The 19,692-nt window shown below is 70.2% G+C and carries 19 protein-coding genes; 9 read left to right on the top strand and 10 right to left on the bottom strand.

The features are described 5' to 3' along the window. Window positions 1–4 precede the first annotated feature (4 nt). On the bottom strand, window positions 5–970 hold the full coding sequence (locus D7X30_RS22000; RefSeq protein WP_120564907.1) for a PD-(D/E)XK nuclease family protein: 966 nt from the start codon (window positions 968–970) through the stop codon (window positions 5–7). 143 nt (window positions 971–1,113) lie between these two features. On the opposite strand from D7X30_RS22000, the gene mutY reads away from it, so the two are divergent. Together mutY and D7X30_RS22010 are read left to right on the top strand one after the other, a co-directional pair. Then, window positions 1,114–2,304, top strand: coding sequence for an A/G-specific adenine glycosylase (gene mutY, locus D7X30_RS22005; RefSeq protein WP_199724483.1), 1,191 nt, complete (start codon window positions 1,114–1,116; stop codon window positions 2,302–2,304). Between the two features lie 199 nt (window positions 2,305–2,503). After that, entirely contained in the window at window positions 2,504–2,746 is a 243-nt protein-coding gene (locus D7X30_RS22010) for a DUF2934 domain-containing protein (RefSeq protein ID WP_014394836.1), read from the top strand. A gap of 26 nt (window positions 2,747–2,772) precedes the next feature. On the opposite strand, the gene D7X30_RS22015 is transcribed toward D7X30_RS22010, so the two are convergent. From D7X30_RS22015 to D7X30_RS22025, 3 genes are read right to left on the bottom strand one after another with little or no spacing between them, the layout of a single operon-like run. Beyond that, complete coding sequence (locus D7X30_RS22015; protein ID WP_120564908.1) at window positions 2,773–3,867, bottom strand: hypothetical protein; 1,095 nt, start codon at window positions 3,865–3,867, stop codon at window positions 2,773–2,775. Window positions 3,868–3,924: 57 nt separating this feature from the next. Further along, the gene (gene metH, locus D7X30_RS22020) at window positions 3,925–7,440 is read right to left on the bottom strand and encodes a methionine synthase (protein WP_120564909.1); all 3,516 of its coding nucleotides are present in this window, start codon (window positions 7,438–7,440) and stop codon (window positions 3,925–3,927) included. Continuing rightward, the gene (locus D7X30_RS22025) at window positions 7,437–8,333 is read right to left on the bottom strand and encodes a metalloregulator ArsR/SmtB family transcription factor (RefSeq protein ID WP_120564910.1); all 897 of its coding nucleotides are present in this window, start codon (window positions 8,331–8,333) and stop codon (window positions 7,437–7,439) included. The genes metH and D7X30_RS22025 overlap by 4 nt, the downstream gene beginning before the upstream one ends. 99 nt (window positions 8,334–8,432) lie before the next feature. On the opposite strand from D7X30_RS22025, the gene D7X30_RS22030 reads away from it, so the two are divergent. Together D7X30_RS22030 and D7X30_RS22035 are read left to right on the top strand one after the other, a co-directional pair. Continuing rightward, window positions 8,433–9,311, top strand: coding sequence for a patatin-like phospholipase family protein (locus D7X30_RS22030; protein WP_014394832.1), 879 nt, complete (start codon window positions 8,433–8,435; stop codon window positions 9,309–9,311). Between the two features lie 155 nt (window positions 9,312–9,466). After that, complete coding sequence (locus D7X30_RS22035; RefSeq protein WP_120564911.1) at window positions 9,467–11,068, top strand: S8 family peptidase; 1,602 nt, start codon at window positions 9,467–9,469, stop codon at window positions 11,066–11,068. Between the two features lie 78 nt (window positions 11,069–11,146). Here D7X30_RS22035 and D7X30_RS22040 read toward each other — a convergent pair whose 3' ends face one another. The 3 genes from D7X30_RS22040 to D7X30_RS22050 form a co-directional block, all read right to left on the bottom strand. Next, complete coding sequence (locus tag D7X30_RS22040; protein WP_120564912.1) at window positions 11,147–11,590, bottom strand: CoA-binding protein; 444 nt, start codon at window positions 11,588–11,590, stop codon at window positions 11,147–11,149. After that, on the bottom strand, window positions 11,587–12,489 hold the full coding sequence (locus D7X30_RS22045) for a hypothetical protein (protein ID WP_120564913.1): 903 nt from the start codon (window positions 12,487–12,489) through the stop codon (window positions 11,587–11,589). Before D7X30_RS22045 ends, D7X30_RS22040 begins: the two co-directional genes overlap by 4 nt. Before the next feature lie 84 nt (window positions 12,490–12,573). Then, window positions 12,574–12,891 (bottom strand): DUF2795 domain-containing protein, encoded by a 318-nt coding sequence (locus D7X30_RS22050; protein ID WP_120564914.1) that lies wholly within the window; start codon window positions 12,889–12,891, stop codon window positions 12,574–12,576. 203 nt (window positions 12,892–13,094) lie between these two features. Between D7X30_RS22050 and D7X30_RS22055 the strand changes: the two genes are divergently transcribed. The 4 genes from D7X30_RS22055 (at window position 13,095) to D7X30_RS22070 (ending at window position 16,492) form a co-directional block, all read left to right on the top strand. Then, a complete protein-coding gene (locus D7X30_RS22055) occupies window positions 13,095–14,690 on the top strand; it encodes a YiiX/YebB-like N1pC/P60 family cysteine hydrolase (protein ID WP_120564915.1) in 1,596 nt (531 codons plus the stop codon). 19 nt (window positions 14,691–14,709) lie between these two features. Then, window positions 14,710–14,985, top strand: a complete 276-nt coding sequence (locus tag D7X30_RS22060; RefSeq protein WP_120564916.1) for a hypothetical protein — start codon at window positions 14,710–14,712, stop codon at window positions 14,983–14,985. 85 nt (window positions 14,986–15,070) lie between these two features. Further along, a complete protein-coding gene (locus tag D7X30_RS22065) occupies window positions 15,071–15,895 on the top strand; it encodes a SirB1 family protein (RefSeq protein ID WP_120565005.1) in 825 nt (274 codons plus the stop codon). Between the two features lie 18 nt (window positions 15,896–15,913). Further along, window positions 15,914–16,492 carry an NUDIX hydrolase gene (locus D7X30_RS22070; protein ID WP_120564917.1) on the top strand — a complete coding sequence of 193 codons (579 nt, stop codon included), beginning with the start codon at window positions 15,914–15,916 and terminating at the stop codon, window positions 16,490–16,492. Here the strand turns inward: D7X30_RS22070 and moaC are convergent. The 3 genes from moaC to trxB are packed head-to-tail and all read right to left on the bottom strand — an operon-like array spanning window position 16,489 to window position 19,117. Continuing rightward, complete coding sequence (moaC, locus tag D7X30_RS22075; RefSeq protein WP_120564918.1) at window positions 16,489–16,929, bottom strand: cyclic pyranopterin monophosphate synthase MoaC; 441 nt, start codon at window positions 16,927–16,929, stop codon at window positions 16,489–16,491. The genes D7X30_RS22070 and moaC overlap by 4 nt on opposite strands. Continuing rightward, window positions 16,926–18,113 (bottom strand): PLP-dependent aspartate aminotransferase family protein, encoded by a 1,188-nt coding sequence (locus tag D7X30_RS22080; protein ID WP_120564919.1) that lies wholly within the window; start codon window positions 18,111–18,113, stop codon window positions 16,926–16,928. The genes moaC and D7X30_RS22080 overlap by 4 nt, the downstream gene beginning before the upstream one ends. Before the next feature lie 38 nt (window positions 18,114–18,151). Next, on the bottom strand, window positions 18,152–19,117 hold the full coding sequence (gene trxB / locus D7X30_RS22085) for a thioredoxin-disulfide reductase (RefSeq protein WP_120565006.1): 966 nt from the start codon (window positions 19,115–19,117) through the stop codon (window positions 18,152–18,154). 81 nt (window positions 19,118–19,198) lie between these two features. Between trxB and D7X30_RS22090 the strand changes: the two genes are divergently transcribed. Beyond that, on the top strand, window positions 19,199–19,657 hold the full coding sequence (locus tag D7X30_RS22090) for a cyclic nucleotide-binding domain-containing protein (RefSeq protein ID WP_120564920.1): 459 nt from the start codon (window positions 19,199–19,201) through the stop codon (window positions 19,655–19,657). Window positions 19,658–19,692: the final 35 nt, after the last annotated feature.

A 19,692-nucleotide genomic window follows, 5' to 3' on the forward strand; every position in this document is an offset into this window, starting at 1 on the left:
CGCTTCAGGCGACTCGGGGCCGGGCCTGCGCCACCGCGGGCTCCCGGCCGCACGGACGGCGGAAGACGCAGCGGGCGCAGGCGTCCAGGTTCCCCGTCTGCGGGAAGGCCTCGGAATCCTTCGGCGTGTTGGTGGCGACGTCCTTGAGCAGCGCGCGCATCCCGTCCACGCTCCGGGCGAAGTGCTGGCGGAAGGCGTCCATGGCGGACGGATCCACCGTCACGTCGTGCTCCAGTCCCTCGTTGAGGTACACGAGCGACGCGCGCACCTTCTCCAGCGGGTAGCGGTAGCGCTGCGCGATGTAGAGCGCGTAGCCCAGCACCTGCTCGTCGTAGCCCTCGCGCGAGCGGCCCGTCTTCCAGTCCACCACCACGACGGAGCCTTCGGCGTCCACGTAGGCGAAGTCCGGGATGGCGAAGGTCTTCACTCCGTCCATGACGAAGTGGGCGAAGTCGAAGCCCGCGTCCACCTCCAGCCACTGCGCGGGCTTGAGCCCCTTGGCCACCGTGGGCCAGCGCGACTGGAAGAACCACGCGAGCGCGGAGCGCACCGTTTCGAAGTTCTGCTTCCAGGACTCGTTGGGGACGTCCTCGGCGTACTCGTGCTCCGCGAGGCCGGTGAAGGGCTTGCGGTACTTCTGCGTCCAGTAGGCCTTGGAGCGCGAGTGCCGGAAGTCGTCCTGCATCAGCTTGTGCGTGCGCGCTTCCACCTTCGCGGGGTCCACGTCACGGCCGGCGCGCCAGTCCAGCAGCACGTCCTTGAGGGCCTCGTGCACGATGCTGCCCGCCCAGGTGTAGCGGTTGTGCAGCTTCTTGAGGACGTAGAGCTCGCGCACGTCCTTCGCCGCCTCCGCCTCCCAGCCGCCCCAGGAGCGGTAGTAGTAGAGGTAGTAGGCCCGGAGGCACTCGGAGAACTTCTCGTGGCGGCTCTTCGACCAGGAGAAGTCGTTGGTGATGGGAGGGCGGGCCATGGACGCGGGGCATCCTATAGACGATCGCCCGCCCCGCCAGAAGAGGGACGGGCGGCCGGACAACCGCCCCGTGCCGTCGGTAAAAACGCCGGGTGCGCCCGACCGTACGGGTATGGTGCCGCGCCGCCCCCGCGGAGAATCACATGAGCCCACGCAAGCGCACTGACAGCGGGGCACGCCCCGCCCCCGTCTCCCCTGAACGCCACGCCGCCATTCATGGTCCGCTGCTCTCCTGGTACGACCGGAACAAGCGCGACCTGCCCTGGCGCCGCACGCGCGACCCGTACGCCATCTGGCTCAGCGAGGTCATGCTCCAGCAGACCCAGGTGTCCACGGTCATCCCGTACTGGGAGCGTTTCCTCGCGCGCTTTCCCACGGTGAAGGCCCTGGCCTCCGCGCCCCTGGACGACGTGCTCTCCGGGTGGAAGGGGCTAGGCTACTACTCGCGCGCGCGCAACCTGCACCGGGCCGCGCAGGAGGTGGTGGAGCGCTTCGGCGGGAAGCTCCCGTCCACGGCGGAGGAGCTGCTCACCCTGCCCGGCTTCGGGCGCTACACCGCCGGGGCCGTGGCCTCCATCGCGTTTGGCGAGGAAGCGCCCATCGTGGACGGCAACGTGGCCCGCGTGCTGTCGCGCCTCTTCGAGGTGGAGGGCCTGCCCGGGGACCGCGACCGCGAGGCCACGCTCTGGGCGCTGGCCTCCGCGCTGGTGAAGGGGCAGCGGCCCGGAGACTTCAACCAGGCGCTGATGGAGCACGGCGCCACGGTGTGCCGGCCGGAGTCACCGCTGTGTCTGCTGTGCCCCGTGCGCGACGGGTGCATCGCGTTCAAGAAGGGCCGCGTGGACGAGCTGCCTCCGGCCAAGGTGCGCGCCGCGCCCCGCAAGCTGTTCCTGGCGCTGGCCGTGTGGCCGCACGCGGGCACGCTCCTCTTCGCGCGTCGCGCGGACAAGGGCCTCTTCGGCGGCCTGTGGGAGCTGCCCGCCGTGGAGGTGGTGGAGGACACGTCCGAAGCGGAGGCGACGGAGCGACTGGCGACGACGCTGGGCGCGCCGCTCACGCTGGAGGGCACGCTGGACAGCGTGCGCCGGCAGCTCACCCACCGCGACCTCACGCTGCGGCTGTTGCGCGTGACGGGCGGCAAGCGCCCCACGAAGTCCGCCGCGTTCCAGGAGCTGCGCTGGTGCACGCCGCGGGAGGCGGAGGCGCTGGGCATGAGCACCGCGATGCAGCGCGCGCTCGATGCCGCGCTGGGGCACGGCGTGTTGGGAGACGACGCCGCGCCCGCGAAGAAGAAGACGGCGAGCCGCCCTGCCCGGAAGGCGGCCGGCCGCTGAAGCGCATGGCGGCCTTCAACTCCCGGACCGCACGTGCGGGCCTATTCCGCTGATGGATTTTCCGAGCGGGATGGCCCGTTGGTCCCTCAACACTTCGCGACCTGGGATGTCGCTCCGGCAACCCCGCACGCCTTGGGTCTCTTCCGCGATGCAGGAGCGCGTCCGAAGCTTCAGGCCGCCTTTTCCAGGAGGAAGCCCCATGGCCCGTCAGAACGCGCAGAAGTCGCAACCGAACCCGGCCCCCAAGGCCGCGCCGGAGCGCACCGAGGACAAGAAGCCGGTGGCCACGGCGAGCGCGCCCACGAGCAAGACCGCCGCGCCCACGCAGGAGCAGATCGCCCGCCGTGCCTACGAAATCTTCCAGGCCCGGGGCGGCACGCACGGCAACCCCGAGCACGACTGGCACCAGGCTGAACGCGAGCTGCGGCTCGGCCGTCAGTAGTCAGCCGCAACGGCCGCCCGCGTTTTTCAGTGCGCGGGCGGAAGCCCCTGGAGGGATGGGCGCTCGGACTCCAGCGCCCGCTTCAGCCGGCGCTGGGCCTGCTTGAGTTCCTCCAGGATGCGCTCGGCGTCCACCACCGAGCGCATCGCCAGGCCGCACGCGGGCGTCAGCAACACCGTGGACAGCGCGCGCGAGAAGCCGATGTCGTTCGGCAGCGCCGCCTTCAACGACGCCTCCACCGAGTCCGACAGCTCCTCCACCGAATACGTGGACGCCAGGTCCGTGGGGATGACGCCCAGGCTCAGCGTGGCGCCGGAGTCCAGGAAGCGCTTCAGCGCGTCCGTCTCCTCCAGCATCGCGTCCAGCGACAGCCTCACGTCCAGCGACACCAGGTCCGCCTGCGCGTCCAGCAGCACGCCCCAGTCCGTGTTGCCGCAGCAGTGGACGCCCACGAGCGCGCCCTCGCGCTGCAGCGCCACCACCAAGAGCCGCAGCTCCTGCTGGGCCAAAAGGTGCTGCGGGTTCATCCGCACGTAGGCGTAGAGGCCCGGCTCGTCCAGGTAGAACAGGGGCGTGGTGCCCGTGCGCTTGAGGGCGCGCACCATGGCCAGCGCGCGCACCATCACCAGCCGGTACAGCGCCGCGTCCAGGCCCGGCACCGCCAGCACCGGCTCGCCCGTGGCGGTGCGCACCACGGAGCGCACCGTGAAGGGGCCGGACAGCTGCGCCTTCGCGAAGGCGAGCTTGCGGTGCTCCACCTCCCAGAGGAACGGCTTCCACGCGCGGCACGCGTCCGCCGTGGGCTCGAAGGACTCCAGGTTCCCGGAGGCGAGCGCCGCCTCCAGCCGCTTCTCGAAGGCCTCGCGCCCCGCGCTCCACGCGTCCACGTCCACCGTGCAGACGCCGTCCTCGTCGAAGCGCAGGCCCGGCAGGCCCTCCAGCGCGGCGGGGATCATCAGCTCGGACGGATGGCCCACCGGCAGCTGCGGCAGGAACGGGATGTCCATGGCGAGCGCGGCTTGCAGACCCAGTTCCACCTGGGTGTGCGGCAGGCTGCCAATGCCCGTCGTGGCACACGCGGGCAGGAGCTGGACGGCGCGACGGATGGTGGGCGAAGGCATGGGCGGCAATCTAACCCTTCCGCCGCGCCCGGGCCCGGCCTTCGGGCCCGCGACGCATCAAGTCACCGAGAAATACGTCGCGTTCGGGTGGTGGAAGACGATGGCGGACACGCTCGCCTCGGGCTCCATCATGCAGCCGTCGGTGAGCTGCACGCCGATCTCCTCCGGCTTGAGCGCGGCGAACAGCTTCGTCTGGTCCTCCAGCCGCGGGCACGCCGGGTAGCCGAACGAGTAGCGCTTGCCGGTGTACTCCGCGCGGAAGCGCTCCAGCATCGTCATGTCCGCGCGGTCCGGGAAGCCCCACATGCTGCGCAGCTGCGTGTGCAGGAGCTCCGCGTAACCCTCCGCGGTCTCCAGCGCCAGCGCCTGCACCGCGTGCATCTTGAGGAACTCGCCCTTGGCCTTGAAGCCTTCGGACAGCTCGCGGATGCCCGTGCCCGCGGTGGTGACGAACAGCGAGAGCGCGTCCACCGGCTTGCCGTTCTCCAGCGGCTTCACGTAGTCCGCCAGGCACAGGCCGTTGTCCTTGTCCTGCCGGGGGAAGTCGAAGGACGTCACCGGCTCGCCCGTCGTGCCGTCGAAGAGCAGCACGCGGTCGCCGTCGCTGGCCGCCTTGAAGAACTGGAACACCGAGCGCGCGTGCATCACGCCACCACGGAGCAGCGTCTTCAGCTCCTCCACCGCCTCCTTCAGCGCCAGCGCCTTGCGGCCCTCTTCCGTCTTCGCCAGCTCCGCTTCCGCCGGCGTGCCCAGCGCGCGCGACGACGTGCGCAGGCCCAGGTGGCGGCCGTAGAGCATCACCGGGTTGATGAACTTCCAGATGTGGTCCAACGGCGTGTTGGTGAGCACGTGCCGCGCGAAGTCCGGCGCGGGCGGCACCGCGTCCAGCACCGGCACCTCCGTGCTGCGCGAGCGGCGCACCGGGGCCGCGGGCGCGGGCCGGTCCTTCGCCTCCTGCGCCAGCTTCAGCCGCCGCGCGGCCAGGTCGTCCCGCAGCTTCGCGTGCGCGCCCGGTTCGACAATCTGCTTCGCCAGCTCCAGGCCGTTCATCGCGTCCTGCGCGTAGGCCACGGTGCCGCCGCCGTAGGCCGGGGCGATGTTGCGGTCCACGAAGTTGCGGCTGAGCGCGGCGCCGCCCACCAGGATGGGCGTCTCCACACCCGCGCGCTTCAGGTCCTCCGCGGTGGCCACCATCTGGTGCGCGCTCTTCACCAGCAGGCCCGACAGGCCCAGGATGTCCGGGCGGTGTTCCTTCACCGCCAGCACCAACTGCTCGGGCGGAACCTTGATGCCCAGGTTCACCACCTGGAAGCCGTTGTTGGCGAGGATGATCTCCACCAGGTTCTTGCCGATGTCGTGCACGTCCCCCTTCACCGTCGCGAGGACGATCTTCCCGCGCGACGCCGCCTGGGTCTGGCTCATGTGCGGCTCCAGGTGGTTCACCGCCGCCTTCATGGACTCCGCGCTCTGGAGCACCTCCGCGACGATGAGCTCGTTGGCGCCGAAGAGGCGGCCCACCTCGTCCATGCCCTTCATCAACGGCCCGTTGATGATCTCCAGCGGAGGCATCTCCTTCATCGCCAGGTCCAGGTCCGCGGTCAGGCCGTCGCGCGTGCCTTCGATGATGTAGCGCTGGAGCCGCTCGAACAGCGGCAGGCTACTCACCTGGGCGCGCGCGGGCTTGCGCTCGCGGAAGTGCGCCGCGAAGGGCGTCACGGGGTCCGCGGTCCGGTTGTAGAGGAGGTCCTCGGAGAGCTTCCGCTCCTCTTCCGGCAGCGACGGGTAGCGCTCCAGCTTCTCCGAGTTGACGAGCGCCATGTCCAGGCCCGCCTGCACGCAGTGGTACAGGAACACGGAGTTCAACACCTCGCGGCCCGCGGTGGGCAGGCCGAAGGACACGTTGCTGATACCCAGCACCGTGCGGCACTGCGGGAAGCGCTGTTTGATCAGCCGCACGCCCTCAATCGTCTCCACGCCGCTGCCGGTGTACTGCGCGTCACCCGAAGCGCAGGGGAACACGAGCGGGTCGAAGTACAGGTCCTCCGGGCGCATGCCGTACTTCTGGGTGAGCAGCTCGTAGCTGCGCTCGGCCACGGCGAGCTTGCGGTCGCGCGTGACGGCCATGCCCACCTCGTCGATGCAGCCCACCACCAGCGCCGCGCCGAAGGCCTTAGCCAGGGGGACGACCTTCTCGAAGCGCTCCTCTCCGTCCTCCAGGTTGACGGAGTTGATGATGGCCTTGCCCTGGCAGTACGTGAGCGCCATGGCGATGACCTTCTCGTCCGTCGAGTCGATCATCAGCGGCACGCGCACCTTCTTGACCACCACCTCCAGGAAGTGGCGCATGTCCTCCAGCTCGTCCCGGTCCGGGTTCGCCAGGCAGATGTCGATGACCTGCGCCGCGCGCCGCACCTGGGCGCGGGCAATCTCCGACGCGTCGTCGAATGCACCCGCGACGATGAGCTCCTTGAACTTCTTGCTGCCGATGACGTTGGTGCGCTCGCCCACGATGATGGGGCGCTGCTCGTCCGTCACCTCCAAGTAGTCCACGCCGGACAGCGACGAGCGCGGCTTCGGCACCTCCGTGCGCGGCTTGAGGCCCTTCACCATGGCGGCGAGCGCCTCGATGTGGCCCGCGTGCGTGCCACAACAGCCGCCCACCACGTTGATCCAACCGTTGTCACAGAAGCGCTTGAGCGACCGGGAGATCATCTCCGGCGATTCCAGATACTGACCGTTCTCGTCCGGCAGGCCCGCGTTGGGCACGCACGACACCGGGAACGGGCTCATGGAGGACAGCGACCGGATGTGGTCCGTCATGAAGTCCGGACCCGTGGCGCAGTTGAGCCCCAGGTACAGCAACTCCGTGTGCTCCAGCGACGTGGCCAGGCTCTCCACGGACTGGCCCGCGAGCATGGTCCCCATGGGCTCGATGGTGCCGGACACCGCCACCGGCACCGCCCAGCCCAGCTTCTTGAAGGCCCGGTCGATGCCCAGCAGCGCCGCCTTCACGTTGCGCGTGTCCTGCGCCGTCTCCACCAACAGGTAGTCGGAGCCACCCACCGCGAGCCCTTCGGCCTGCACGGCGAAGTTGTCCACCAGCTCCTCGAAGGTGATGCCGCCCGTGACGCTGATGGCCTTGGTGGTGGGGCCAATGGAGCCCGCCACCCAGCGCATCCGCCCGTCCTTCGCCTCCGCGGCCTTCGCGGCGTTGAGCGCCAGGCGGGACGCGGCGATGTTGATCTCCATCGCCTTGTGGCCCAGCTCGAACTCCGCCAGCACCACGGGGGTGCCACCGAAGCTGTCCGTCTCCGTCACGTCCGCGCCCGCGGCGAAGTACTTCGCGTGGATGCCCTCGATGACGTCCGGGCGGGTGAGGGCCAGGTGCTCGTTGCAACCCTCGTACTCCGCGCCGCCGAAGTCCGCCGCCACCAGCTGGTGCCCCTGCAGGAGCGTGCCCATGGCGCCGTCCAGCACCAGGATGCGCTCGCGCATCGCGGCCTTGAGCGCCTCCACGCGCTGGCCGTGCTCCCCGGGGGGAAGCGGCAGGGGGTGGGCGATGTGGCTCGTCATGACGGTTTGACTCCGGTCAGCAGGAAGACGCGGAAGGGACTGGCCCCGTCGCGCGCGTGCGTCTCGCGGGTGAATGACGTGAAGCCGGCCTCGCGAAGGGCCGCTTCCAAGACTTCGGGCGAAAAGCCCAGGTGCCGGTGCCCCAACCGCTCCAGCACCCACTTCTCTTCGTGCGGCAGCAACTCCAGCACCACCAGCCGGCCGCCCGGCTTGAGCAGCCGCGCGGCCTCCGCCACCACCGCCGCGGGCGACTCGACGTGGTGGAGGCTCTGCGAAATCACCACCAGGTCCATGCGCCCGCCGGCCAGGGACAGCCGGTGCAGGTCCTCGCGCAGGAACGTGATGTTGGTGAGCGCGTCACGCAGGGCCAGGGTTCGAGCCTGGGACAGCGCGTCCTCGCTCTGGTCGATGGCCCACACGTGCCGCGCCCACCGCGCCATGGCCCGGCTGAACACGCCCGTGCCGCAGCCGAAGTCCGCCACGTCCAAGGGCGGCAGCAGCGACGCCAGCGCGCCCGCCCAGAGGAACCACGACTGGCCGGGCTCCAACAGCCGCTCGTTGAGCGCCTGCCGGTCCTCCCGCGCGCGCAGCAAGTCACTGAGCCGCGCGGAGTCCCCCGCCGCGTCCTCCGCCTCGCGCGCCAGCCGGACGAGCGGCCAGCGCGAGTCATCCGACTCCAGCGCCAGCGAGTAGTAGGTGAAGCCCGCCTGCCGCTCCTCGCGGATGAGCCCCAGCCCCTTCAGCTTCGACAGGTGATGCGACACCGACGACTGGGCCACCCCCACCAGCGACACGAGCTCCGTCACGTTCAGCGGCGCCTGGGCCACCAACCGCAGGATGCGCAGCCGCGTCGTGTCCCCCAGGACACGGAAGGATTGGGAGAGGACGTCCATATCGAGCCATCAACATATATCGATGCTCGCCCCCAACCACAATGGCCCCGCCAACGCATTGCGTTGCCTTGGAGTGCACCCATCCCATAAAAATCCGAAATGGCTCCCTCCTCGACGCTGCACTCCCTGCTCGAAGGCAAGCGGTTCGGACTGGTCCTCTCCGCGGGCTACTTCGGCTTCTATGGCCACGCGGGTTTCTTGAAGGGGCTGCACGCCTCCGGCCTCAAGCCGCACGCGTACGCGGGCACGTCCGCGGGCGGGATGGTGGCGGCGTACGCGGCGGCGGGCATGCCCATGCCGGCGCTGGAGGAGCTGGTGCTGCGCCAGACGCGGGCCAACTTCTGGGACCCGGACCCCATTGGCGCGGTGCTGAACGTGGCGTCCCAGGGGCACGGCTTCACAGGCCTGCTCAAGGGCGAGCGCTTCCGGCGCCTGCTGGAGGACACGCTGCCGGTGTCCACCTTCGAGGACCTGCCGCACCCGCTGCTGCTCACCGTCGCCAACCTCACCCACGGCACGCACCAGGCGTTCACCACCGGGGAGCTGGCCCCGCGCGTCCACGCCACCTGCGCGTACCCGGGCCTCTTCCGCGCGGTGCCGCTGGACGGCCAGCTGTTCTGGGACGGCGGCCTGGTGGACAAGGCGCCCGCGCTGTCGCTCCAGGAGAGCGCCATTGGCAAGGACCTGGACGCCATCCTCGTGCACTACCTGCCCAGCCGGACGCGCAAGGTGGTGGGCGGTCCCATGGCCTATCCGCAGGGCCTGGCCGCCGGGTCCGCCGCGCTCCGGCGCGACCACTTCCGCCTCCAGCTCACCGTGCTCCAGACGCGCAACGTGCCCGTCTACGTCGTCGTCTCCAACCTGCCGCCGGTGACACCCGCCACGCTGGAGCGCGGCTTCGACGCGCTGGATCAAGCCCGGCTGTCCGCGGAGCGCGCCCTGGCCCGGCCCCCCGTGCCCTTCGAGCAGACCACCTGAGCCGGCACCGGAGCCGGCTCCGGTGCCCCATGGGCACGACCGCCTGTTTCAACAAGGGCCGAATAAGTCACCAGGAAAGAAATAACTGAATAGCCCGATTTGAATGACAGACCGGCGTGGCATGGTGGGGATGCTGTTCATCCCGGAGGAAGTCCATGCTGAAGTCGACGCTGTCCCCGCTCCGCCTGCGTGGCGCGGTCATGGCTGTGTCCCTGCTGGCGTTGGCCCCCGCTGCTGGCGCCGCCCCCTCGCTGGCGCCGCGCGCGCTCCTGGCGAAGCCCACGGGGCGGGAGCTGCCCGCGGGCACGTTCGTGGAGCGGCTGGTGGTGAAGTTCCACGAGGGCAGCCACGTGCGCCTGCGCGACAACGCGCTGCGCGCCCTGGCTTCCGAGCGCAGCGCTGGCGAGCGTGAGCTGCTGTCCGGCCTGCGCCTGGACTCCGCGCGCGTGGAGTCGGACCTGGCGGAGGTGGTGTCGCTGTTGGAGCGCGCGCCGCGCATCGGTGCTCTGGACCGGGTATTCCAGGCGGAAGAGGCCACGCTGGACGCGAGCAAGGCGTCCGGTGAGCGGGCGAGCGGCGAGCAGCTGGCGGACCTGAACCTGTACTTCGAAGTACCGCTGTTGCCCGGCACCACCGCGGACACCGTGGCGGACCTGGTGGCGGCGCTCAACCGCGTTGGAAGCGTGGAGACGGCCTACGCGGCGCCGCCCCCGGAGCCGGCGATGGTGAACTTCGCCATGGAGGCGGGGCTGCGCACGCTGCTGTCCGCGGCGGACCTGCCGCCCACCACGCCGGCGTACCAGTCCGCCCAGGGCTATCTCAACGCGGCGCCCTCCGGCATCAACGCGACGTACGCGTGGACGCAGACGGGCGGCCGGGGCACCAACGTGAAGATCGTGGACATCGAGGGTGGCTGGCGCACCACCCACGAGGACTTCCCCACGTTCTTCCGCGTGGGCGGCACGCAGTACAACGACCTGGGCTGGCGCAACCACGGCACCGCGGTGATGGGTGAAATCGTGGGCGCGAACAATGCCTACGGTGTGACGGGCATCGCCAGCGCGGCGTCCCCGGGCGTGGAGGCCATTGGCGCGCAGAGCAGCGCGAGCGCCATCACCAACGCGGCGGCGGCGGTGGGCGCGGGCGGCGTCATCCTCATCGAGCTGCACGCGGGCGGCCCCGCGGACGGCACGGCCTGCACGTGCAACACGTCCCAGTGCAACTACATCGCGATGGAGTACTGGCAGGACAACTACGACGCCATCCGCAACGCCACCGCCAACGGCGTCGTCGTGGTGGAGGCGGCGGGCAACGGCAGCGCGAACCTGGACGCGGCGGCCTACGGCGGCCGGTTCAACCCGGCCACGCGTGACTCGGGCGCCATCCTGGTGGGCGCCAGCACCTCCACCACGCGCGTGCCCATGTGCTGGACCAACTTCGGCCAGCGCGTGAACGTGCACGCCTGGGGTGAGAAGGTCGTCACCACCGGCTACGGCGACCGCTTCGGCAGCGGCTACGGCGAGGACCAGTACTACACGTCCACCTTCAGCGGCACCTCCAGCGCGTCGCCCATCGTCGTGGGCGCCGCCGTCAGCGCCCAGGGCGTGGCGAAGGCCAACGGCCGGCTGCTGACGTCCGTGCAGATGCGCGGCCTGTTGCGCAACAACGGCACGGCGCAGGCGGCGGACTCGCGGCAGATTGGCCCGCTGCCGGACCTGGCGAAGGCCCTGCCCAAGGTCATCTCCGGCAACTACTGAGCTGACAAAGGCCGCCGCCCTCCACGCGCGGCCACGCGGCCCTCCGTGCCCTTCGGGTGCGGAGGGCCGTTGTCTTTCTCAGCGCCCGCTGTAGCGGCGGTGGTCCACCATCAGGCAGCGGTCCTGCACCACGCGGATGCCCGCGGCCGCCAGCTTCTTCGCCGCGGCGTCGTTGCGGATGCCGGACTGGAACCACACCGCCTTGGGCTTCTTCGCGATGATGTCGTCCACGTGCTGGTCGATGTCACCGGGCCTGCGGAACACGTCCACCAGGTCGATGTCGCCCGGGATGTCCACCAGCTTCCGGTACACGGGCTTGCCCAGGATCACCGTCGCGTCCGGGTAGTAGACGGGCACCGGCACCACGTCCACGCCCGCCTTCGCCAGGTACTCCGGCACGTAGTACGCGGGCTGGGCGGAGTGGTCCTCCGTCTTGATGCCCAGCACCGCCACGCGCCTGGCTTCCTGCACCACGTGCTTCACACCCGCTTCGGTCTCGATGAGGTACTCGTCGTGGCTCATGGCCCTTCCTCCTGGAGCGCTTCCGCCTGGGACTCGGTGGTGAGCGTCAGCGTGCCGCCCGCCCCCACCGCCTTCACCTTCAGCAGGCGGCGCACCGGGATGAACCGGGACCACGTCACCACCTGCTCGCCTTCACACGTCACGCCCTTCGAAAGCTCGGGCGAACCGGCCTCCGCCCACGCGGCCTTCAGCTCCGCCGGGGCCTTGGGTGGCAGCGCGTCCAGGCACTTCAGCGTCAGCACCACTGCGTCGCCGAACGTCGTGAGCCGCGTGCCCTGCACCGTGCGCTCCAGCAGGAAGGCGCGCTCCTCGCCGTTCACGTCCACGGAGTCCACCGCCCAGGTGCGCTGCCCCTCCACCAGGTTGCGCTGGAGCAGCCCCGCGTACTTCGCCTCCCACTCGCGGCGCGTGCGGATCTCCAGCGCCTCCGGGCTGAAGAAGCGCTCCATCTCCGGCACGCCGGTGCCTTCGGGCGCCACCTGCCGCAGCGCCTCCTGCGCGGCCTCCGGGCCCACCAGCTTCACGAAGGTGCCGTCCGCCGCCAGCTGCATGCGCAGCGTGAAGCGCTCCAGCACGGCGCCGGACACGGACGGCACGTCGTGCCCGTCATGCACCTGGCGCGGGGTGCGCACGGCTTGGGCCACGCGCCAGCCGCCGTCGGACGGGGTGAAGCGCGTCTCGGTGGTGAAGGCCGCCTCGTCGCGCACTTCCGGCCGGCCCTCGCGCTGGAGGGTGCGGGTGGCGCGCACGGATTCGGTGAGGAGGCGATCCACGGGGGGTTTGAAGTCCAGACGCACCGGCGGCGGCAGCCCCGGCGCGGGGTTGAGCGGCGGATACCGGGACTTGCACCCGGCAGCCAGCAACAGCAGGAGATAGCTCCACAAGAGGCCCGTACGCATGCGCTCGCGAACGCTGGCAGAAAGCCAGGGCGCCCGCGAGCGTCTTGCAACGTCCTTGTGTGGAGTGTCAGCGCGCGGTCGACACTAGGGGTGGCGCGTCTCACCCTCGGAGGCACCCTCGATGCGGTCGCGTCCGATGTTGCGCCGGTCGCGGTCCACGCCATCGTCGTCCTTCAGGCCGTTCATCGCGAAGCGGCGCTCGGCCTCCGCCAGGTCGCGCAGCACGTGGTCGCGCAGCATGTACTCATCCTGCGGCAGGGACTTGAGGATGTTGATGATGTCGACGGGGGCCTCGTTGTCCGCGGCGGCCTCGACGAGTTCCTCGCGTGTCGCCGGGTACTCCACCCCATCCAGATGCGGGGTGATGGAGCGCGAGGGATCCTCAGCCTTTCCGTAAGCCATCGTGTCTTCCACCTTTCTTGCGCCCGGAGCGTCCAGTGCCCGGACGGCCATCCATGCCTCAACGTGGGGATGGTGCCCGCCCAGGGCCACCCTGCCGCCCGCCACCTCCTACGACGCCGGGCGGCCAAGGGACCGGCCGTCTTGCCCGCGTTCGCTTCAGGGTAGAGTCCCCCGCGCCAACGCCCGCCGGAGTGTCCTCCCTGATGTCCGCAGCCTCCCTGCTCGCCGCCTGGCTCACGCTCGCCAGCCCTCCCGCCGCCCCGCCGTCCGCCCCCCCTGTCGCCAACACGGCCCCGCGCGACGTCTACGCGCTGGACGACGCCGCCTTCGTGGCCCAGGCCCGCCGCGACCTGGAGACGCTGCGCCAGGGGACGGATGGGCTGCGCCGGCTGCGGGAGGAGGCCTTCCGCTCCAAGGCGCTGTACCGGCGCGGCAAGGACGCGCCGTACACCCCGGACGAGAAGCAGCTCCTGGTGTCCACCTGGGCCGCCTTCTTCGACTGCTTCGTCTCCACGGAGGTGGTGCGCCAGCGCTACTGGGACTTCCTCAAGGTGCCCGCCCTCACCCAGCCGAAGAAGCACGCCTGGGGCTTCCTCCTCACCCACGCCGCGCTCGCGTCGGAGCTGGCGCAGGGCATGGCCTTCGCGGACCTCACCGGGGGACAGGCGCAGCTGGAGGTGCTGCTGGATGAGCCCGGCCCCGAGTACGGCCTGCCCGCGCGCGCCTTCAGCCGATTCAAGGAGAAGGTCGTCCACGTGGGCACCAGCACGCAGCTCTTCACGGGCGACGGCTACCGCGCGACGCTGCACCCGGTGCTGTCGAAGTCCGGCGTGCTGGACGAGCCCGGTGTCCCCGCGCTCTTCCAGACCATGCGGCAGGACAGCAAGGCGGCCCGCTCACGCCTCTTGAAGCGCGGCCCGGTGCTCTTCGCCAAGGCCGCCGCGGACCTCACCCAGGACACCACCGCGAGGGCGGTGTTCCCGGTGCAGAAGACGGTGGCCGAGTGGATGGGCGACACGCGCGTGCACCGCTCCGGCAGGCCGCTCATCTCCCGGGAGCAGGTGCTGGCGCTCCTGCCGCGCATGGCCCCGGGCGACGTGATGGTCGCGCGGCAGAACTGGTTCCTGTCCAACATCGGGCTGCCGGGCTTCTGGCCGCACGCGGAGCTGTACGTGGGCACCGCGCAGGAGCTCTCCCAGACCTTCGACGCGAACCCGGAGGTGAAGGCCTGGGTGGCCACCCTGCCCGGCCGCCCAGAGACGTTCACCGCCCACCTGGCGAAGGCCTTCCCCGCCAAGTGGGCCGAGTACACCGGCAAGGACGCGCACGGGGACCCGCTGCGCATCATCGAGTCCATCAGCGAGGGCGTGAGCTTCACCGGCGTGGAGCACGGCATGCACGTGGACTACCTGGGCGTGCTGCGGCCCCGGCTGTCACAGGTGGACAAGGCCCGCGCCATCCTGCGCGCCTTTACCTTCCAGGGCCGGCCGTACGACTTCAACTTCGACTTCTTCTCCGACCAGTCGCTGGTGTGCACGGAGCTGGTGTGGAAGTCCTACGCCCCGTCGAAGGACATGAAGGGCCTGGACATCCCCCTGGTGAGCGTGGCGGGTCGCAGGACGCTGCCGGCGAACGAAATCGTGCGCGTGTTCGACGCCGAGTACGGCCAGCCCGGCCGGCAGTTCGACTTCGTCGCCTTCCTGGACGGGCGGGAGGGCACGGCGGACGCCGTCGAAGCGAACGCCGAGTCCTTCCGTTACACCTACCGGCGGATGAAGTGGGACATCGCCCAAGAGTGAGGCTAGAGGCACACACACCATGACGGAAGACACGGCGAACGAGTTCCTGGCCCTGGCCTCCCCCCTCTACGAGCGGATGATTGCGCAGCAACAGGCGAAGGTGCTCAAGCTGGCGCGCGAGGCAGTGCCCAACATCGGGCCGGAGGAGCTGCGCAACCCGCACGACTTCCCGGAGCTGAAGGAGCACCCGACCTTCGAGTTCGAGGACGGCATCCTGGCGGGACTGATTTCAGCCCAAATGGCCCTGCGTGCGGAAATCAAGGGCCGGCTGCCCGCGGCACCACCGGGCGCCTGATGCTCGGCTGCCTGCTTTTGCCGTGAGGAGCATCCGTGGGTTACTGGTGCGCACCGTGAGCTTTTCCTCTGGTTTCGGCCCTCCGCTGGCGCGAGAGCGGCTGGTGTCTTCCCTGGCCGCGGAGCCACCGCGGCTGGACCTGGCGGCCCTGGCCATCGCGACGTTGGGCCGTGAGGACCTGGATGCTCCGGGTTGTCTCCGGACATTGGATGCGCTCGCCGCGCGGGTGCAGGTGGAGGCGGAGCGCCTGCGCGAGAAGGGCGAGGCCCTGGCCCCCCTGCGCGCCCTGCGCCACGTGCTCGCGGACATCGAGGGCTTCCGGGGCAACGAGGACGACTACCACTCCCCGGACAACAGCTTCCTGGACCGGGTGCTGGAGCGGAAGGTGGGGCTGCCGATAACCCTGTCGGTGCTCTACCTGGAGGTGGCGCGCCGCGCGGGCATCCCGCTGTACGGCGTCCCCTTCCCCGGCCACTTCCTGGTGGCGTGCGACGCGGGCGACCACAAGCTGGTGATGGACCCGTTCCACCACGGCGACATCCTCACGGAGCACGGCTGCGAGGAGCTGCTCAAGCGCGTGGCGCCGCAGCTCAAGTTCGACCGGGCGATGCTCGCGCCCGCGCCGGTGGAGCTCATCGCGTACCGCATGCTGTCCAACCTGCGCCGCGTGTACCTGGGGCGCGACGACAGCCAGCAGGGGCTGGCGGTGGTGGACCTGCTGCTGCTGTTGGCCCCGGACCACCCGGGCGAACTGCGCACCCGCGCGTCGCTGCTCACCACGCTGGGGGCCTTCCGCGCGGCGCTCAAGGACGTGGAGCGCTGCCTGGAGCTGTCCCCGGACGCGCCGGACCGCGAGCGCCTGGAGCTGTCCGCCCGGGAGCTGCGCGAGCGCGCCGAGTTGCTCAACTGAAGAAAGGGAATCCGTCGAATGTCGTCCGCGCCTGAGTCGCCCAAGTCCCAAGTGAAGCCCTGGCCGCGGCTGCGCCGGGGGTTGGAGCACGACTTCACGGTGGTGAAGGTGCGCGAGGACGTGGTGATGGATCCACGCACGAACCTGGAGCACCCCCGCGTACACATGGACTGCGCGGACTGGGTGAACGTCATCGCGGTGACGAAGCAGGACGAGCTGGTGATGGTGCGCCAGTTCCGCTGCGGCATTGAGGCGGCGACGCTGGAGGCGCCCGGCGGCGTCATCGACCCGGGCGAGGACCCGGCCACGGCCGCCGCGCGTGAGCTGGAGGAGGAGACGGGCTACCGCGCCGGCCGGCTGGAGGCGCTGGGCGTCGTGCACCCCAACCCGGCCTTCCAGACCAACCGCTGCCACACGTACCTGGCGCTGGACTGCGAGCGCGTGAGCGACGGGGACCTGGATGAAGGAGAGGACATCGCCGTGGAGCTGCATCCGCGCGCGGACCTGCCCCGGCTCATCTTGGAAGGCCACATCACGCACTCGCTGGTGGTGGTGGCCTTCTTCCTGGAGCGGCTGCGCGCGGAAGCGAAGCGCTAACCCGATTCGCGCTCCCAGGTGCCGGAGCGTCCGCCGGACTTGTGGTCCAGCTGCACCGCTTCGATGACCATGCCCCGGTCCACGCTCTTGCACATGTCATAGACGGTGAGCGCCGCCGCGCACGCGGCCGTGAGCGCCTCCATCTCCACGCCCGTGCGGTCCACCGTCTTCACCCGCACGCGGACCTCCAGTCCTTCGTCCACGGGCGTGAGCGTCACATCCACGCCCGCGAGCGCGATGGGATGGCACAAGGGCACGAAGTCCGGGGTGCGCTTGGCGGCCATGATGCCGGCGAGCCGCGCCGCCGCGAGCACGTCCCCCTTCTCCACCTGCCCCGCGAGGATGCGCTCACGCGTCGCGGGCAGCATGCGCAGGCGCGCGGTGGCCACCGCCACGCGGTCCGTCTTCGGCTTGTCGCCAACGTCGACCATCTTCACCGGCCGGCCCCCTTCGCCACCGCGGCGAGCAGGTCGTCCGCCACGTCGTCCGGATCCTCCAACCCCACGGACACGCGGATGAGGCTGTCGCGGATGCCCGCCTGGGCGCGCTCCTCGGGTGTCATCCGGCGCGCACTGGCGCTGGCCGCGTGCATCACCAGCGTGCCCACGTCACCCAGCGACGGACCGGGCTTCGCCACGCGAAGCGCCTCCAGGAACCGGTCCCCTTCCTTCTGCCCCGCGCCCTTGATTTCGAACGCAACCATGGGCCCGAAGCCGCCCTCCAGCACCCGCGCCGCCACCGCGTGGTCCGGGTGGGAGGAGAGGCCCGGGTAGATGACCCGCTCCAGCAGCGGCGAATCCGAAAGCCGCTTCGCCACGTGGGCGGCGTGCTCGTTGTGGGCCTTCATGCGGACGGGCAGCGTGCGCAGGCCGCGCAGCGTGAGCCACGCCTCGAAGGGGCCCAGCACGTCACCGGACAGGATGCGCGCCGAGCGCAACGGATCGATGCGCGCCTTGGAACCGCTCACCGTGCCGCCCAGCGCGTCGCTGTGGCCGTTGAGCCACTTGCTGGTGGACTGCACCGCATAGTCCGCGCCCAGCTCCAGCGCACGCTGGCCGAAGGGCGACGGGAACGTCGCGTCCACCGCGAACACCGAGCCCGCGTCCTTGCAGGCCTGCGCGAGCGCGCGGATGTCCGGCACGCGCAGGAGCGGGTTGGAGATGCTCTCCGCCAGCACCAGGCGCGGGCGCCACTCGCGGATGCGCGCGGGCGCGTCCGGGGACGTCTGGTCCAGAGGGCGCAGCTCCAAGCCCCAGCGGGCGCACAGGTTCTTGTAGAGCGCCCGCGTGACGCCGTAGCCGTCCGTGGGCATCACCAGCACGTCCCCGGCCTTCCACGGCTGCGCGTCGAACAGCGAGCGCAGCGCGGCCATGCCGCTGGCGTAGGCGACGCAGGCCTCCGCTCCCTCCAGCGCCGCCACCGCCTCCTCCAGCAGCGCGGCGTTGGGCGCGCTGATGCGGGCGTAGGCGTAGTCCTTTCCGTCCAGCGCGTCGGACAGGTCGTCGCTGCTGTCGAACCAGTTCACCGCCGCCGGGAAGATGGGCGGCATGACGGGCACGGCCTTGCTCCCGGTGAGCCGGGAGCCCGCGTGCACCGCCACTGTCTTCTGCTTCGTCTTCATGCGCGTGTCGTCTCGCTTGGGACGGAAAGGAGGAGGGACTACTCGCCGTGCTCGATGAGCCAGCGCTCCGCGTCGATGGCGGCCATGCAGCCCGTGCCCGCCGCGGTGATGGCCTGGCGGTAGTAGCTGTCCTGCACGTCGCCGCAGGCGAAGACACCCTCGACGTTGGTGCGCGTGCTGCCCGGAATCGTCTTCAGGTAGCCGCTCTGGTGCGTCTCCAGGATGCCCTGGAACAGCTCCGTGTTCGGCGTGTGGCCAATGGCCACGAACAGGCCGTGCGCGTTCACCAACTTGCTGTCGCCCGTCTTGACGTTGCGCACCACTGCGCCCGTCATCCCCTTCCCGTCGCCCACCACCTCTTCCACGGCGGAGTCCCACATGAAGGAGATCTTCGGGTTGTTGAGCGCGCGCTCCTGCATCACCTTGGACGCGCGCAGCGAGTCGCGGCGGTGGATGAGCGTGACGTGGTTGACGATCTTCGCCAGGTACGTGGCCTCTTCCATGGCCGTGTCGCCGCCGCCCACCACCAGCACGTCCTGCTTCTTGAAGAAGGCGCCGTCACAGGTGGCGCACGCGGACACGCCGCGGTTCTTGTAGGTGTCCTCGCCCTTGACGCCCAGCCACTTGGCCGTGGCGCCCGTGGAGATGATGACCGTCTCCGAGCGCACCTGGATGCCGCTCTCGCTCTCCAGCAGGAAGGGCCGCTTGGAGAAGTCCACCTTGGTGACGTTCTCCATGTGGATGACGGTGCCGAAGCGCTCCGCCTGCTTCTGGAAGCGCTCCATCAGCTCCGGACCGGTGATGGCCTCCGGGAAGCCGGGGTAGTTCTCCACGTCGGTGGTGACCATGAGCTGGCCGCCCGGGACGCGCTGCGGGTGCTCCAGGGTGGGGCCGCCGGCGAACACCACGGGCTCCAGGTTGGCGCGCGCCGCGTAGATGGCGGCGGTGTAGCCCGCCGGTCCCGAGCCGATGATGGTGACCTTCTGGATCTTGTCCTGCGACACGGCGCCTCCTGCGCTCATACGTTGACGGGCCCGGACGGTAACAGACGCCGCCTTCCTGGCCATGATACGAACCTGGACCCCATGGATGCCGCTGTCCTCAAGAAGGTTGCGCTCTTCGAGGGATTGACCCAGGGCCAGCTCGCCAAGGTCGCCCGGATTGCCCAATCCCGGTCGCACCCGGCCGGAGACTTCCTATTCCGCGAAGGTGACACCGGCCAGGACATGTTCATCCTCGCCGACGGCAAGGTGCGCATTTCCAAATCCGTGCCGGGCATCGGGGAGGAGGCGCTCGCCATCCTCGAACCCGGTCAGTATTTCGGGGAGATGGCGGTCATCGAGGATTCGCCCCGCTCGGCGGACGCCATCGCCCACACCTCCTGTACGGTGTGGGTCATCGAGCGCGCGAAGCTGGACCAGCTGATGTTCACGGACAAGGACCTGGCCTACGTCCTTCTCTGGACGTTCGTCCGCACGCTGAGCGAGCGGCTCCGCGAGACGAACGACAAGATCAAGGGCTTCTTCGCCATCTCCCGCTTCTAGCCAGCGGCCCCTGCGCTTCTTGGCTCCTCGCACGC

This window comes from Corallococcus sp. AB011P, from assembly GCF_003611605.1.
GTDB classification, from domain to species: domain Bacteria; phylum Myxococcota; class Myxococcia; order Myxococcales; family Myxococcaceae; genus Corallococcus; species Corallococcus coralloides.

Coding starts and splice junctions, on each gene's coding strand:
- D7X30_RS22000 (WP_120564907.1), bottom strand. CDS start 970: ATGGCCCGCCCTCCCATCACCAACGACTTCTCCTGGTCGAAGAGCCGC.
- mutY (WP_199724483.1), top strand. CDS start 1,114: ATGAGCCCACGCAAGCGCACTGACAGCGGGGCACGCCCCGCCCCCGTC.
- D7X30_RS22010 (WP_014394836.1), top strand. CDS start 2,504: ATGGCCCGTCAGAACGCGCAGAAGTCGCAACCGAACCCGGCCCCCAAG.
- D7X30_RS22015 (WP_120564908.1), bottom strand. CDS start 3,867: ATGCCTTCGCCCACCATCCGTCGCGCCGTCCAGCTCCTGCCCGCGTGT.
- metH (WP_120564909.1), bottom strand. CDS start 7,440: ATGACGAGCCACATCGCCCACCCCCTGCCGCTTCCCCCCGGGGAGCAC.
- D7X30_RS22025 (WP_120564910.1), bottom strand. CDS start 8,333: ATGGACGTCCTCTCCCAATCCTTCCGTGTCCTGGGGGACACGACGCGG.
- D7X30_RS22030 (WP_014394832.1), top strand. CDS start 8,433: ATGGCTCCCTCCTCGACGCTGCACTCCCTGCTCGAAGGCAAGCGGTTC.
- D7X30_RS22035 (WP_120564911.1), top strand. CDS start 9,467: ATGCTGAAGTCGACGCTGTCCCCGCTCCGCCTGCGTGGCGCGGTCATG.
- D7X30_RS22040 (WP_120564912.1), bottom strand. CDS start 11,590: ATGAGCCACGACGAGTACCTCATCGAGACCGAAGCGGGTGTGAAGCAC.
- D7X30_RS22045 (WP_120564913.1), bottom strand. CDS start 12,489: ATGCGTACGGGCCTCTTGTGGAGCTATCTCCTGCTGTTGCTGGCTGCC.
- D7X30_RS22050 (WP_120564914.1), bottom strand. CDS start 12,891: ATGGCTTACGGAAAGGCTGAGGATCCCTCGCGCTCCATCACCCCGCAT.
- D7X30_RS22055 (WP_120564915.1), top strand. CDS start 13,095: ATGTCCGCAGCCTCCCTGCTCGCCGCCTGGCTCACGCTCGCCAGCCCT.
- D7X30_RS22060 (WP_120564916.1), top strand. CDS start 14,710: ATGACGGAAGACACGGCGAACGAGTTCCTGGCCCTGGCCTCCCCCCTC.
- D7X30_RS22070 (WP_120564917.1), top strand. CDS start 15,914: ATGTCGTCCGCGCCTGAGTCGCCCAAGTCCCAAGTGAAGCCCTGGCCG.
- D7X30_RS22080 (WP_120564919.1), bottom strand. CDS start 18,113: ATGAAGACGAAGCAGAAGACAGTGGCGGTGCACGCGGGCTCCCGGCTC.
- D7X30_RS22090 (WP_120564920.1), top strand. CDS start 19,199: ATGGATGCCGCTGTCCTCAAGAAGGTTGCGCTCTTCGAGGGATTGACC.